The sequence below is a fragment of the Salinispora vitiensis genome, from assembly GCF_000378825.1.
Lineage (GTDB): Bacteria > Actinomycetota > Actinomycetes > Mycobacteriales > Micromonosporaceae > Micromonospora > Micromonospora vitiensis.
The window spans coordinates 2,457,019-2,471,533 of sequence record NZ_KB900388.1 but is presented as its reverse complement, the minus strand read 5'-3'; the positions used below and the strand labels follow the sequence as shown (position 1 = coordinate 2,471,533).

Annotated in this window: 15 protein-coding genes; 14 read left to right on the top strand and 1 reads right to left on the bottom strand. The window is 68.9% G+C overall.

Annotated features, from left to right (window positions below; all coding sequences use genetic code 11):
- The first annotated feature begins 61 nt into the window (after positions 1 to 61).
- The 13 genes from SALPAC2_RS0111410 (at position 62) to SALPAC2_RS0111350 (ending at position 12,119) form a co-directional block, all read left to right on the top strand.
- Positions 62 to 2,173 carry a transglycosylase domain-containing protein gene (locus SALPAC2_RS0111410; RefSeq protein WP_018216788.1) on the top strand — a complete coding sequence of 704 codons (2,112 nt, stop codon included), beginning with the start codon at positions 62 to 64 and terminating at the stop codon, positions 2,171 to 2,173.
- Between the two features lie 148 nt (positions 2,174 to 2,321).
- On the top strand, positions 2,322 to 2,807 hold the full coding sequence (locus SALPAC2_RS0111405; protein ID WP_018216787.1) for a hypothetical protein: 486 nt from the start codon (positions 2,322 to 2,324) through the stop codon (positions 2,805 to 2,807).
- Positions 2,808 to 2,993: 186 nt separating this feature from the next.
- Positions 2,994 to 3,215: an MATE family efflux transporter gene (locus SALPAC2_RS0111400; protein WP_018216786.1), complete on the top strand. Its 222-nt coding sequence runs from the start codon at positions 2,994 to 2,996 to the stop codon at positions 3,213 to 3,215.
- Positions 3,216 to 4,037, top strand: a complete 822-nt coding sequence (gene atpB, locus SALPAC2_RS0111395) for a F0F1 ATP synthase subunit A (protein ID WP_018216785.1) — start codon at positions 3,216 to 3,218, stop codon at positions 4,035 to 4,037.
- Positions 4,038 to 4,132: 95 nt separating this feature from the next.
- Positions 4,133 to 4,357 (top strand): ATP synthase F0 subunit C, encoded by a 225-nt coding sequence (gene atpE / locus SALPAC2_RS0111390; RefSeq protein WP_018216784.1) that lies wholly within the window; start codon positions 4,133 to 4,135, stop codon positions 4,355 to 4,357.
- A 31-nt stretch (positions 4,358 to 4,388) separates the two neighbouring features.
- The gene (locus SALPAC2_RS0111385) at positions 4,389 to 4,913 is read left to right on the top strand and encodes a F0F1 ATP synthase subunit B (protein ID WP_018216783.1); all 525 of its coding nucleotides are present in this window, start codon (positions 4,389 to 4,391) and stop codon (positions 4,911 to 4,913) included.
- Positions 4,913 to 5,737, top strand: a complete 825-nt coding sequence (locus SALPAC2_RS0111380) for a F0F1 ATP synthase subunit delta (protein ID WP_018216782.1) — start codon at positions 4,913 to 4,915, stop codon at positions 5,735 to 5,737. Before SALPAC2_RS0111385 ends, SALPAC2_RS0111380 begins: the two co-directional genes overlap by 1 nt.
- Before the next feature lie 91 nt (positions 5,738 to 5,828).
- Positions 5,829 to 7,481, top strand: coding sequence for a F0F1 ATP synthase subunit alpha (atpA, locus tag SALPAC2_RS0111375; RefSeq protein WP_018216781.1), 1,653 nt, complete (start codon positions 5,829 to 5,831; stop codon positions 7,479 to 7,481).
- Positions 7,482 to 7,484: 3 nt separating this feature from the next.
- The gene (locus SALPAC2_RS0111370; protein WP_018216780.1) at positions 7,485 to 8,414 is read left to right on the top strand and encodes a F0F1 ATP synthase subunit gamma; all 930 of its coding nucleotides are present in this window, start codon (positions 7,485 to 7,487) and stop codon (positions 8,412 to 8,414) included.
- The gene (gene atpD / locus SALPAC2_RS0111365; protein WP_018216779.1) at positions 8,414 to 9,871 is read left to right on the top strand and encodes a F0F1 ATP synthase subunit beta; all 1,458 of its coding nucleotides are present in this window, start codon (positions 8,414 to 8,416) and stop codon (positions 9,869 to 9,871) included. The genes SALPAC2_RS0111370 and atpD overlap by 1 nt, the downstream gene beginning before the upstream one ends.
- Positions 9,872 to 10,109: 238 nt before the next feature.
- Positions 10,110 to 11,252, top strand: a complete 1,143-nt coding sequence (locus SALPAC2_RS0111360; RefSeq protein WP_026184638.1) for an LCP family protein — start codon at positions 10,110 to 10,112, stop codon at positions 11,250 to 11,252.
- 113 nt (positions 11,253 to 11,365) lie between these two features.
- Positions 11,366 to 11,650, top strand: a complete 285-nt coding sequence (locus SALPAC2_RS0111355; protein ID WP_018216777.1) for a F0F1 ATP synthase subunit epsilon — start codon at positions 11,366 to 11,368, stop codon at positions 11,648 to 11,650.
- A 13-nt stretch (positions 11,651 to 11,663) separates the two neighbouring features.
- A complete protein-coding gene (locus SALPAC2_RS0111350) occupies positions 11,664 to 12,119 on the top strand; it encodes a DUF2550 domain-containing protein (RefSeq protein WP_018216776.1) in 456 nt (151 codons plus the stop codon).
- 320 nt (positions 12,120 to 12,439) lie between these two features.
- Here the strand turns inward: SALPAC2_RS0111350 and SALPAC2_RS0111345 are convergent, their stop codons facing one another.
- Positions 12,440 to 13,012, bottom strand: coding sequence for a cob(I)yrinic acid a,c-diamide adenosyltransferase (locus SALPAC2_RS0111345; RefSeq protein WP_018216775.1), 573 nt, complete (start codon positions 13,010 to 13,012; stop codon positions 12,440 to 12,442).
- Between SALPAC2_RS0111345 and murA the strand changes: the two genes are divergently transcribed.
- Positions 13,011 to 14,438 (top strand): UDP-N-acetylglucosamine 1-carboxyvinyltransferase, encoded by a 1,428-nt coding sequence (gene murA, locus SALPAC2_RS0111340; RefSeq protein ID WP_018216774.1) that lies wholly within the window; start codon positions 13,011 to 13,013, stop codon positions 14,436 to 14,438. The genes SALPAC2_RS0111345 and murA overlap by 2 nt on opposite strands.
- Positions 14,439 to 14,515 lie beyond the last annotated feature (77 nt).

Below are 14,515 nucleotides of genomic sequence, written 5' to 3'. Positions count from 1 at the left end.
GGACAAGAGGCGCATTCAGGTCATTCTGGACGGGTCCTGCCGGCTCCTGCGGGGAGAGCTGATGTCCCGGGCACGCCTGAACAAGCTGATGACAGTCCTGCTCGCCGGCCTGCTGGCCGGTCTCGGGCTCGCGGTGGCGGCCTTGCCCGCCGCCCTGGTGTACGGGGTCGGCCTCTCGGCGCTCGCCGCGCCCTACACCGAGCTGCCGAACACCCTACGGACGCCGCCGACCCCCCAGCGGTCCAACCTGTACGCCAACGACGGCAGTACGTTGATCACGTCCTTCTACCAGGAGGACCGGGTGGATGTGCCGCTGAACGAGGTTGCCCCGGTGATGCGTCAGGCGATCCTCGCCGCTGAGGATGCCCGCTTCTACCAGCACCGGGGGGTGGACCTGCGGGGCGTGGTCCGGGCCTTTACCGCCAACCAGCGCGGCGGGGTGGTCCAGCAGGGGGCGTCGACCCTGACCATGCAGTACGTCCGCAACGTGCTGTCCAGCGACCCCCGTCTAACCGAGGAGCAGCGCCGGGCCGCCACCGAGGTCACCCCCGCGCGCAAGGTGCAGGAGGTGCGGTACGCGCTGGCGCTGGAGCGGGAGCTGGGCAAGGACGAGATCCTCGCCCGGTACCTCAACATCGCGTACTTCGGTGCCGGTGCGTACGGGGTGGCGGCAGCGAGTAAGCGCTACTTCACCAAGTCCCCGGCGGACCTGAACCTGGCCGAGGCGGCGTTGCTCGCCGGACTGGTCCAGTCTCCGCACACCGACGACCCGATCAACGGGGATGCCGATGCCGCGTTGGAACGCCGGGCGTACGTGCTGGACCAGATGGTCGAGGCCGGTCAGCTCGCGGCGGAGGAGGCGGCCCGGGTGGCGGCCGAACCACTGCGGCTGCGTCCGACCGAGACGCCGAACGACTGCGCGGCGGTGCCGGCGGAGCAGAACGACTGGGGCTTCTTCTGCGACTGGTTCACCCGCTGGTGGAATTCGCAGGAGGCGTTCGGATCGACGGTTGACGAGCGGCAGCTCGCCCTGCGTCGGGGCGGCTACCAGATCGTGGCGTCCCTGGACCCGGCGGTGCAGCAGGCCGCGATTGAGCAGGTGCGGCGGATCTATTCGGCGGAGCATCCGCACGCGCTGCCCACCGCCGTGGTGCAGCCCGGCACCGGGCGGGTGCTCGCGATGGCGGTCAACCGTACCTACGGGGTGGCGCCGAACCCGGCCGGGTGGAAGAACCGCCCGAACACGGTCAACCAGCTGGTCGCGGGGGGCGGCGCGATCCAGGGCTACCAGGGCGGAAGCACATTCAAGCTGTTCACCGTACTGGCCGCGGTGGAGTCGGGGTTGCCGTTGAACACCGTGTTTGACGCGCCCGACCGGATCGTCACCGGTTTCCCGGTCAGCGGTCCGGTGAGCTGCGACGGCAGGTGGTGCCCCCGCAACGCCAGCCCGCTGGTCCGGGGCGAGCACACCATGTGGAGCGCGTTCGGCAAGTCGGTCAACACGTACTTCGCCTGGTTGGCCGAGCAGGCCGGCGCGGATCGGGTGGTGGAGATGGCCGAGCGGCTGGGCATCAAGTTCCGGGCACCCAGCGACGAGCAGCTGGCCCGGCACGGTGCCCAGGCGTGGGGCCCGTTCACCCTGGGGGTCTCGGCCACGACTCCGTTGGACCTGGCGAACGCGTACGCCACCATCGCGGCCGAGGGCCGGTGGTGCGCGCCGCTACCGGTGGTGCGGATCACCGACGCGGCCGGGCGGCCGGTCGCGGCGGGGTCGCCGGACTGCCGGCAGGTCGTGGACCGGGACGTGGCCCGGGCGGCGGTGGATGCCGCCCGCTGCCCGGTCGGGGACCAGTCGATGTACCGGGGCTGTGAGGGGGGGACCGCGGAGGAGTTCCGCTCCCAGCTGGGACGTCCGGTTGCCGGTAAGACCGGCAGTTCAGAGGGGTACGGCACGGAATCCTTCGTCGCGTTCACGCCGCAGCTCGCGGTGGCGGCGATCGCCACCAATCCGGATGAGCCCCGCGATGCGGTGGGGCACGCGGTCCAGGCGCGGATGGCCGACGGGGTGGCGGAGCTGATGTCCGTCGCGCTGCGGGGGCAGCCGGTTCGGGACTTCGTCCCGCCGAGCCAGGTAACCGCCTTCGACGTCACTCAGGCTCGGACCGGGCAGTAGGAGTGCCGCCACCGGGACGGACGTTCTCGCCGCGGTGCGGCGCGGTCCCGCCCGCGGGGCGCGGGAGTCGCCTGCCGGTGTGCCCCGTCGCACCGCCGCACCTGGCGTCGCGCGGCCACCGGCGCGGGGAGCAATAGACTGTGGTGCTGTGAGCACCGAGACGACGCCGACCGCCCGGGGGCGGGACGACGACCAGCCGCGGCGGACCGATCCTGCCGCGGGCGAGCCGGGCGCGATCCGTGCGCGGCTGCCGTACCTGCGGCTGCCCCTGGCCGCGTGTGCCCTCCTCGCGGTCGCCGCGGTACCGGTCGCGGCGGCCGTCCGGGGTGCGACCTCCGCGGTCGCGGTGGCGGCGGGGATCGCGCTCGTTGTCGTGAGCTATCTGGTCTCCGGTCTCTCGGTGGCCTGGGCGGACGCGGTCAGCCCGCAGCTGATCATGTCGGTTGGGCTGGTCACCTACGTCACGAAGATGGTGCTGCTGGGCGTGGCGATGGCGGCGGTCGCCGCGACCGGTTGGGCCGGGCTGCCGGACCTGGGGGTGGCCATCATCGTCGCCGTGGTGGTCTGGACGGCCGCCCACCTGACCTGGGCGCTCCGCGCTCCGCTACCCACAGTCGACTCGTCGCGGAGCTGAGTGGCGTCGGCGGGCACCCCAAGGCGGACGACTGGCGCCTACCCGACGTTTTGATGTCCTGTGCGGCGTGTCGGACAGGAGTAGGCTAGCCCGGATTGATGCGCCAGCCGCCGCCCGCACGCCATCCTGCAGTGTGGGGGGTGCCGCACACTCCTGCGTGTTACGGCTGCTAATGTACGCGTCGTAATGGCCGACAACCCAGACCGCGAACCGTCCGACGCGCACTCGTCGGAGGGTGTAGCGGGTGCCGTGCTTGGCTACCTCCTCGCCGGCATCCTGGTCTGGGGATTTCTCGGCTGGTTGGCAGAGGGCTTCCTCGGCGTGCCGGCCGGCGTGGGGATCGCCGTCGGCATGATGCTCGGCGCAGCCGCAGCGATCTACCTGATCATGAAGAGGCTCGGTGCCTGAGTGTCGGCACGCGCCGGTCTGTCGAGTGTGGAGGATGACACGGTGAGCGGACAGCTGGTCGTCGCCCAGGACCTTCCCTGGCCCCCCAGCGTCAATGACTTCTACCCGCCAGCGGTGGCTGGACCGTGGGTCACGAAGTTCACCCTCATGGTCTGGCTGGCCGTCGGGCTGGTGATCATCTTCTACATGACCGCCTACCGGAACCCAAAGCTGGTCCCCAGCAAGGGGCAGTGGCTGGCCGAGTCGGTCTACGGGCTAGTTCGGGACAACATCACCCGGGAACAGATGGGCAATGCCGGCATCCGGTTTGCCCCCTACTTCACGGTGCTGTTCAGCTTTATTCTGCTCACCAATATCTTCAGCATCGTTCCCGGGCTGCAGATCTCGCCGAATTCGCACATCGCCTTCCCGATCGTGCTCACCGCGATCTCCTACGTGCTCTATCTCGCTGTCGGGGTCCGCAAGCACGGTCTCTTCAAGTACCTCAAGATGACCCTGATCATCCCGGGCGTGCCGTGGCCGATGCACTTCCTGCTGGTCCCGATCGAGTTCTTGCAGAACTTCATCAACCGGCCGGTTACCCTGGCCCTCCGGCTCTTCGCCAACATGTTCGCCGGTCACCTGCTCCTGCTGGTCTTCACCGTCGGTGGCTTCGTGATGCTCTCCGCGGACAACCTCTTCGTTCAGGTGACCTCGGTCTTCTCCTTCGTGATGGCGATCGTGATGGCCTTCTTCGAGGTGCTGGTGGCCGTGCTGCAGGCGTACGTCTTCGTAACGCTGACCGCTAACTACGTCGGCACCTCGCTGGCCGAGGAGCACTGAGATCCCGCTCGGCGGGCTGCCCGGCCCGACCAAGCTTTCTGGTACAAACCCCGAACACGTGAGCCCTCACGTGTGAGCTAGGAGGAATACCCGCAATGGACGTTCTCGCCGCCCTGGAAGGCAACCTCAACACCGTCGGCTACGGCCTCGCCGCCATCGGCCCCGGTATCGGTGTTGCGCTGGTCTTCGCGGCCTACATCCAGGCCAGCGCCCGCCAGCCGGAGTCCGCCGGCTTCAACCGCACCTGGCTGGTCCTGGGCTTCGCGCTGGTCGAGGCGCTCGCCCTCTTCGGCCTGGTGCTCGCCTTCGCCTTGAGCTGACGAGTACCCTTCCCCGACCCGGAGGTCTGACATGTATCTCGCCGCCGAAGGGCACAACCCGATCCTGCCGATCTGGCAAGAGCTCGTCGTCGGGACCGTCGCCTTCGCCCTACTCGTCTTCGTGATGCTGAAGTACGTCATGCCGCGCATGGAGACGATGTACCAGGCGCGGGTAGACGCGATCGAGGGTGGCCTCAAGCGCGCCGAGGTTGCCCAGGCCGAGGCCAACCAGCTGCTCGAGCAGTACCGGGCCCAGCTGGCCGAGGTCCGCACCGAGGCGGCCCGGATCCGGGACGACGCCCGAGCCGACGCGGAGGGCATCCGGCAGGACATCCTCGCCAAGGCGCGGGAGGAGTCCGACCGGATCATCGCCGCGGGCAAGGAGCAGCTCGTCGCCGAGCGGACCACGATCGTGCGCGAGCTGCGCACCGAGGTCGGCACGCTCGCGGTGGACCTGGCCAGCAAGATCGTTGGCGAGTCGCTCGCCGACGAGGCACGCCGGGCCGGCACGGTCGATCGGTTCCTGGACGGTCTCGAGAGCGCGGGGGCCCGCTGATGCAGGCCGCCACCAGCCGGGAGTCGTACAAGATCGCGGCCGACCGCCTCGACGCGTACGTCCGGGGCGCGGAGTCTTCGGCGGTGGCCGCCACCGCCGAGGACCTTCTCTCCGTCGCCGACCTGCTCCGGCGCGAGCCACGGCTGCGCCGGGCCCTCGTTGACCCGGCCCGCTCCGGTGCGGACCGGGCCGAGCTGCTCGCCGGAATTCTCCGCGGGAAGGTCGGCGGGGACGCGCTCGACCTACTGACCACGCTGGTCTCCCACCGCTGGTCGGCCTCGTCGGAACTCCTCGACGGTGCCGAGCGGCTCGGGGTGGCCGCGCTGTTGGCCGCCGCCGACAAGGCGGGCGACCTCGGTGAGGTCGAGGACGAGCTGTTCCGTTTCGGTCAGGTCGTGGCCGGCCAGTCGGCGCTCTCCAACGTGTTGTCGGACTCGGCGGCCCCGGCCGCGCAGCGGGCCACCCTCGCCGGTGAACTGCTCGCCGGCAAGGCCCGCCCGGTCACCGTCCGGCTGGTCGAGGTGGCGCTCGGCGGGTTCGGTGGGCGCTCCTTCGTCGGGGCGCTCACCCGGCTGGTCGAGCTCGCCGCCGACCAGCGGGACCGGCAGGTGGCGTACGTGACCGTCGCGGCCCCGTTGGGTGCGGAGGAGGAGCAGCGCCTGGTCGCCCGCCTCTCTGCCATCTACGGTCGCGAGGTGACCGTCAAGCAGTCGGTCAACCCCGAGGTTCTCGGTGGAGTCAGCGTCCAGGTCGGCTCCGACCTGTACGACGGCACCGTCCTGCGCCGCCTCAACGAATCCCGTAACGCGCTCGCAAAGCGCTGAGCCGGAACTGCCGCGCCAGCGCCTGACTAGACGTCATTCGGACCGGTCGGTACTAGGTATCCCGGGCCCCTGATACTTAAGGAAGCAGAGGATGGCCGAGCTGACCATCTCGACGGAGGAGATCCGCGGCGCCCTGGAGCGCTACGTCTCCTCCTACAGCGCCGACGTGTCCCGCGAGGAGGTCGGCACCGTCGCTGACGCCGGCGACGGCATCGCCCACGTCGAGGGCCTGCCCTCGACCATGACCAACGAGCTGCTCGAGTTCGAAGACGGCACGATCGGTGTGGCGCTGAACCTCGACGTCCGGGAGATCGGTGTCGTCGTCCTCGGCGACTTCGCCGGCATCGAGGAGGGGCAGCGCGTCAAGCGCACCGGCCGGGTGCTCTCGGCCCCGGTCGGCGACGCCTTCCTCGGCCGCGTGGTAAACGCGCTCGGCGAGCCGATCGACGGCCTCGGCGACATCCCGAACGAGGGCTACCGGGAGCTGGAGCTCCAGGCACCGAACGTGATGTCCCGGAAGTCGGTCGACGAGCCGCTGCAGACCGGTATCAAGGCCATCGACGCGATGACGCCGATCGGCCGGGGCCAGCGCCAGCTGATCATCGGTGACCGGAAGACCGGTAAGACCACTGTCGCCCTGGACACCATCCTTAACCAGCGGGACAACTGGCGCTCCGGCGACCCGAAGAAGCAGGTCCGCTGCATCTACGTCGCCGTCGGCCAGAAGGCCTCCACGATCGCCTCGATCAAGGGCGTGCTGGAGGAGGCGGGCGCGATGGAGTACACCACGATCGTGGCCTCCCCGGCGTCCGACCCGGCCGGCTTCAAGTACCTCGCCCCGTACACCGGCTCGTCGATCGGGCAGCACTGGATGTACGGCGGCAAGCACGTCCTCATCGTCTTCGACGACCTGAGCAAGCAGGCCGAGGCGTACCGTGCCGTGTCGCTGCTGCTGCGTCGCCCGCCGGGCCGCGAGGCGTACCCGGGTGACGTCTTCTACCTGCACTCCCGGCTGCTGGAGCGCTGCGCGAAGCTCTCCGACGAGATGGGCGGCGGCTCGATGACCGGTCTGCCGATCATCGAGACCAAGGCGAACGACATCTCGGCGTTCATCCCGACCAACGTCATCTCCATCACCGACGGCCAGATCTTCCTGGAGACGGACCTGTTCAACCAGGGCGTCCGGCCGGCGATCAACGTCGGTACCTCGGTCTCCCGGGTCGGCGGCGCCGCGCAGGTGAAGCCGATGCGGAAGGTCGCCGGCTCCCTGCGGCTGAGCCTGGCCCAGTTCCGTGAGCTGGAGGCGTTCGCCGCCTTCGCCTCGGACCTGGACAAGGCCTCCCGCGCCCAGCTGGAGCGGGGTTCCCGCCTGGTCGAGCTGCTCAAGCAGTCGAACTACTCGCCTTTCCCGGTGCAGGATCAGGTCGTCTCGGTCTGGGCCGGTGTCGAGGGCAAGCTGGATGACATCCCGGTCGGCGAGATCCGTCGCTTCGAGTCGGAGTTCCTGCAGTACCTGCGGCACAAGCACGAGGGGATCCTCGCGCAGATCGCGGGCGGCACCTGGGGCGACGACGTCATCGCCTCCCTGGACGCGGCGATCAGCGACTTCAAGAAGCTCTTCCTGGGCAAGGAGGACGAGCGGCGGATCAACGAGCCGGCCGCCGAGCCGCTGGCTGGTGTGGAGGACCGGGAGACGGTTACCCGGTTCCAGGACGAGCCGACCGACCGTCCGGCTGGAAGCTGACCGATGGCCGCCCAGGTACGCGTACTCCGCCAACGCATCCGCGCGGCGAAGTCGATGAAGAAGATCACCAAGGCGATGGAGCTCGTCGCGACGAGCCGCATCGCCAAGGCCCAGGAGCAGGTGGCGGCCTCCCTGCCCTACTCCCGGGCCATCACCGAGGTGCTCACGGCGCTGGCGTCCAACACGCGGATCGACCATCCGCTCCTCACTCCCCGGGAGCGAGTGCGGCGGGCCGGCGTGCTGCTGGTCACCAGTGACCGGGGCCTGGCCGGCGGCTACAGCTCCAACGCCATCAAGACGGCGGAGTCGCTGCTCGCCCGGCTGCGCGCCGATGGCAAGGAGCCCTCGCTCTACGTCATCGGCCGCAAGGGCGTGCAGTACTACCGGTTCCGTAACCGGCCGATGACGGCGTGCTGGACCGGCTTCTCGGAGCAGCCGACCTTCGCCGACGCCCGGGAGGTGGGTGAGACGCTGATCAAGGCGTTCACCGCCGGCGTGGACGACGGCGACGGGGATCCGGGGCCGGACGGGGTCTTCGGTGTGGACGAGCTACACATCGTCTCCACCGAGTTCAAGTCCCTGATGACCCAGGTGCCGGTACCGCGGATCCTCGGACCGATGCAGATCGAGGACAAGCCCCGTTCCGAGGGCATTCTGCCGGCCTACGAATTCGAGCCGGAGGCGGAGGCGCTCCTCGACGCGCTGCTGCCGAAGTACATCAACACGCGGATCTACGCGGCGTTGGTCGAGTCGGCGGCGAGTGAGTCGGCGTCGCGGCGGCGGGCGATGAAGAGCGCCACCGACAACGCCGAAGAGATGATCGAGAAGTACACCCGCGAGATGAACTCGGCCCGCCAGGCCGGGATCACCCAGGAGATCAGCGAGATCGTCGGCGGCGCGAACGCGCTGGCCGCGTCGGGAAGTGAAGTGTGATGACTGTTTCCGCTACTGCTGATGGGCCGGCCGGCACCAACGCGGCCACCGGTCGCGTGGTCCGGGTCATCGGCCCGGTCGTCGACGCCGAGTTCCCGCGCGACGCGATGCCGGACCTGTTCAACGCCATGCACGTGGACGTGACCCTCTCCGGCGGCGAGAAGACGCTGACCCTGGAGGTCGCCCAGCACCTGGGGGACAACCTGGTCCGCGCCATCTCCATGCAGCCGACCGACGGTCTGGTCCGCGGGGTGGAGGTGCGGGACACCGGGTCGCCGATCACGGTCCCCGTGGGTGACACGGTCAAGGGCCACGTGTTCAACGCGATCGGCGAGTGCCTCAACCTGGAGCCGGGTGAGACGCTCAGCCCGGACGACCACTGGCAGATCCACCGCAAGGCCCCGGCCTTCGCGGACCTGGAGCCGAAGACCGAGATGCTGGAGACCGGCATCAAGGTCATCGACCTGCTCGCCCCGTACGTCAAGGGTGGCAAGATCGGTCTGTTCGGCGGTGCCGGCGTGGGCAAGACGGTGCTGATCCAGGAGATGATCACCCGGGTCGCCCGGAACTTCGGTGGTACCTCGGTCTTCGCCGGGGTGGGTGAGCGGACCCGCGAGGGTAACGACCTGATCGCCGAGATGACCGAGTCCGGCGTGATCGACAAGACCGCGCTGGTCTACGGCCAGATGGACGAGCCGCCGGGCACCCGCCTCCGCGTCGCCCTCTCCGCGCTGACCATGGCGGAGTACTTCCGGGACGTGCAGAAGCAGGAGGTGTTGCTCTTCATCGACAACATCTTCCGGTTCACCCAGGCTGGCTCCGAGGTCTCCACGCTGCTCGGCCGGATGCCGAGCGCCGTGGGTTACCAGCCCACGCTCGCCGACGAGATGGGCGAGCTCCAGGAGCGGATCACCTCGGTCCGGGGGCAGGCGATCACGTCGCTGCAGGCGATCTACGTGCCCGCCGACGACTACACCGACCCGGCGCCGGCCACCACCTTCGCCCACCTGGACGCGACCACCAACCTGGAGCGTTCGATCTCCGACAAGGGCATCTACCCGGCGGTGGACCCGCTGGCGTCCTCGTCCCGGATCCTCGCCCCGGAGTTCGTCGGCCAGGAGCACTTCACGGTGGCCACCGAGGTGAAGCGGATCCTGCAGCGGTACAAGGACCTGCAGGACATCATCGCGATCCTGGGTATTGAGGAGCTTTCCGAGGAGGACAAGCTCACGGTCGGCCGGGCGCGCCGGATCGAGCGCTTCCTGTCGCAGAACACCTACGCCGCTGAGCAGTTCACCGGCATGAAGGGCTCGACGGTCCCGATCAAGGAGACCATCGAGGCGTTCAAGAAGATCAGTGAGGGTGAGTATGACCACTTCCCCGAGCAGGCCTTCTTCATGTGCGGTGGCCTGGACGACCTGGAGAAGAAGGCCAAGGAGCTGATGGCGGAGGGCTGATTGCCCCACTGTGGCTACCGCCGCAGGCAGCGCGCGCAGCGACGAAAGGCCGCTCTGGTTGACACCGGGGCGGCCTTTCGGTGCATTCGTTGCCGCTGCTGGCCGCGAGCTCCGCATCGGCGGTGGGTGATCTTGATGGGTGGCGCGGTACCGTTCACGCGCGTCGCGCTTCCTGTTCGCGCATTCGTGCAATCATGCGCTGACGTACGCCCGTCCCGACAGACGTTGACGAACGGAGATGATCGTGGGTAAGGCCGGCAAAGGCGGTAAGAAGAAGCCGTCGGTGTGGGCGGGCGTGCCACGGTGGGCCCAGGTGTGCACCGTCTTCGGCGCGGTCTTGATGTTTGTCAGCGGCGTGGCACTGGTCGGCGTCGAGGCGCTGGTGGCACGGTACGAGGGCGCGGTGGGCAAGGCGGACCTTTTCGGGGATCAGGCGGCGGGAGCCAGTGAGCGCACGAGCGACATCGAGGGCCCGCTCAACATCCTGCTCGTCGGTGTTGACCCCCGCAAGGAGGAGCAGCTACCGCTTGCTGACTCGATCATGGTGCTGCACGTGCCGGAAGGGCTCGACCAGGCCTACCTCTTCTCGATGCCCCGGGATCTCTACGTCGAGATTCCCGCTTTCGACAAGGCCGGGTTCAGCGGCGGTACGGACAAGCTCAACGCGGCGATGTCGTACGGCAGCCGGGTGCAGGGGGAGAACCCCAGCACGGCGCAGGGCTTCGAACTGCTCGCCGAGACGGTCCAGTCGATCACCGGCATCCAGCGGTTCGACGCCGGGGCGATCATCAACTTCGGTGGTTTCATCGACATTGTGGATGCGATGGGTGGCGTCACCATGGACATCGAGCGTGAGGTTCGCTCGGAGCATCGCCACCCCGACGGCACGCACCGGGAGCTGCGCCCCGGCGGTGGGGGGTACCTCGGTGAGCAGGCCGTCTACCCGGAGGGGGAGCAACTCCTCGTGGGTTGGCAGGCGCTGGACTACGTCCGTCAGCGCTACCCCAAGAACGGTGTGCCGGACGGCGACTACGGCCGCCAGCGGCACCAGCAACAGTTTGTCAAGGCCATGGCGAGCCAGGCCCTCAGCGCTGATGTGGTGACCAACCCGATCAAGCTGGACTCGGTGCTTCGGGCGGCCGGTGAGTCACTGGTCTTCAACGGTCGGGGGCACAGCGTGATTGACTTCGGTCTCGCCCTGAAGGACCTCCGGCCGGGCAACATTCAAATGATCAAATTACCCGGTGGTGGCATCATGGATGGCGGGAAATACCGCGGTGAGCGCTTCGAGCCGGCCGTTCAGGATTTCTTCAAGGCGCTGCAGGATGAGCAGCTCGATGCGTTCCTGCTGGAGCACCCCGACTTCCAGAACAAGATCTGACCGCATCGGGCCAAATCCGAACCCGAGTGGCGTACGTCTCGCCACCCGCGTTACCGGCACCCCGATGGCGAGACTAGAATTTCGGCAACCCGCCGCCGCAGCAAGGAGACAGCGTGGCACAGCAGCTTCACGTCGAGCTCGTAGCCGTCGACGAGACGGTATGGTCCGGCGAGGCCGAGATGGTCATGGCCCGGACGACCGAGGGTGAGCTTGGTGTGATGCCGGGGCATGCTCCCCTGCTCGGCCAGCTCGCGGAGTCCGGCCAGGTTCGGATCAAGGTCCCCGGAGGTGACCAGCTCTCCTACGAGGTGGCTGGCGGTTTCCTCTCCGTGAGCGACAAGGGCGTCACCGTCCTGGCCGAGAGCGCCAGCCCGGTCCGGGCCGCGCAGGGTAGCTGAGCGCCACCCGGCGATGGAGATCGTCGAAGGGGTCGGGATCGGCATCGCCGTTGTCGTCGGCGCGCTCCTGATCCTCTTCGTCCGGCGGGCGTTGGTCACCCGCAGCGGGGGGATTATCCGGCTCAGCGTCCGGACCTCCGCGATGCTCGATGGCCGGGGTTGGGCCCCCGGCTTCGGCCGTTTTGTGGGGGACGAGCTTCGCCTCTACCGGATGTTCAGTCTCGCCCTCCGCCCCCGGCGGACGCTCTCCCGGAAGGGCCTCGCGGTGGAACGCCGTCGGCTGCCGGAAGGGCAGGAGCGGTTCTCGATGCCCGCCGATTGGATCATTCTCCGCTGCACCAGCCGGCGCGCCCCGGTCGAGATCGCTATGGCGCGCTCGACCGTCACCGGGTTTCTCTCCTGGCTTGAGGCCGCTCCTCCGGGGGTGGCCTCGCCGAATCTAACCGCCCAGGACTGGCCGGCGGCCTAGCGCCCCCGTCGCGGGCGGGTACGGAGCCTGCCGGGACACAGCGCGGGTGCGGAGCTCATCGACCGAGCGGGCCCCGGCGGAGCGGCACCGCGAACCCCGTTTTTGGCACCGGGAAGCCCCGGCCGAACGGCACCGGAAGCCCCGGCGGGGTGGCACCGCGGGAAGCCCCGGCCGAACGGCACCGGAAGCCCCGGCCGGGACAATCCTGTTGTTTTCCCCGTCGAGCTGCTGCCCTTGGGCGCGGATGGTATCCGGCAGGTCGGGTATGCAGACCTCGGTGCGGCGCGCCGGCTCCCACACCGGCGCGTCGGACAGTTCGGTCAGTGTTTGCCGCCGGGTACCCATAGCACATCTCCGGCCGGATTTGCCGTCCTTGACAGGATAAAGAGTAGATCGGAGAGCCGGTTGAGATACTTTGCCGGGAGCGTGCTGGTTCGGTCGGGGTCCTGGGTGATCAGGGCCCAAGCCGCACGCTCGGCGCGCCGGGACACCGTCCGCGCAACATGCAGTAGCGCCGCGCCAGCGGTGCCGCCGGGGAGGGTGAAGGAGTCGAGCTTGCTCAGGCGTGCGTTGTATTCGTCGCACCAGGCCTCAAGGCGCTCGACGTACGCCTCGCTGACCCGCAGCGGGGGGTACTTCGGGTTCGGCTCGACCGGCGTCGCCAGGTCGGCCCCCACGTCGAACAAGTCGTTCTGGATAGCTCCAAGGATCGTGCTCAGCTCTTCGTTGAGCTGCCCGAGGGCGAGCGCCACGCCGATCGCCGCGTTGCACTCGTCTACGTCCGCGTACGCGGCGATCCGGGGGTCGGTCTTCGGAACCTGCTCGTTGTTGCTCAACCTGGTCGTGCCGGCGTCGCCGGCCTTGGTGTAGATGCGCGTGAGGTGGACGGCCATGACGCACAGCCTACGGACACCGGATCTGATGATCCCGGACCGGCCGGATCCCCCCTGGCTGACCGACCCGGGTGATGCCGGTGGTGCGCCGGTTGACGATGTCATTCGGGTGCGTGGTGGCATCCCGATGGCCGGCACCGTGCACGTGGTGGGAGCCAAGAACTCTGCCCTGAAGCTCATGGCGGCTGCGCTGCTGGCTCCGGGCCGGAGTGTCATCACCAACGTCCCACGGATCACCGATATCGCGATCATGGGGCAGGTGCTGCGTCGGCTCGGCTGCGGGGTTCGGTTCGACGAGGACGATCCGGTGGACCCGATGGTGGCGTACGGCGGGGTTCCCCGCTCCCGGTCGGTGATCATTGACGTGCCGGAGCGCCCCGACATCGACGCGGACTGCGATCTGGTTCGTCAGCTGCGCGCGTCGATCTGCGTCCTCGGTCCGCTGTTGGCGCGCCGGGGAGCTGTCCGGGTGGCCCAACCGGGGGGCGACGCGATCGGCTCGCGCGGGCTGGACATGCACATCTCCGGGCTCACCCGAATGGGCGCCGAGATCTCCGGGGACCGCGGCTGCGTGGTCGCCACGGCTCCACGCGGGCTGCGCGGTGCCGAGATCGTGTTGGACTTCCCCAGTGTTGGCGCTACCGAGAACCTGGTGATGGCCGCGGTGCTCGCCCAGGGCACCACGGTCATCGACAACGCCGCCCGGGAACCCGAGATTGTGGACATCTGCACCATGCTCCAACAGATGGGTGCGCTCATCGACGGTGCCGGCACCTCGACGTTGACCGTCGTCGGCGTGCCGGGGCTGCATCCGGTGCGGCACGCCACCGTGGGGGACCGGATCGTCGCGGGTACGTGGGCGTTCGGCGCGGCGATGACCCGGGGTGACGTGACGGTGACCGGCGCCTCCCCGGCCTTCCTCGACATCGCCCTGGACAAGCTGGTCTCCGCCGGTGCGATGGTGGAGACCCGGCGGGACGCCTTCCGGGTCCGGATGGAGGACCGCCCCCGTGCGGTGGATGTGGTCACCCTGCCCTACCCCGGGTTCGCCACCGACCTGCTACCCATGGCGATCGGGCTGGCGGCGGTCAGCGACGGCGCCTCCCTGATCACCGAAAACATCTTTGACGGTCGGTTCATGTTTGCCAACGAGATGATGCGACTCGGCGCGGACATTCAGACCGACGGCCACCATGCCGTGGTCCGGGGGCGACAGCAGCTCTCCGGGGCGCTGGTCCGAGCCACCGACATCCGGGCCGGAGCGGGCCTGCTGATCGCCGGGCTCTGCACCGACGGGGTCACCGAGGTCTCCCGGGTGCACCATGTGGACCGGGGCTACCCGGACTTTGTGGCGGACCTGCGGGCCCTCGGCGTCGAGGTGGAGCGGGGTGGCACTGCCGACGGGGGCATCGCGCTCGGACGGTGAGGGTGCCACGGTGGGCTTGGCGGGCGCTCAGCCGACCGCCGCCCTGCCCTTAAGCTGCGTTCAGGTCTGCCGGTTAG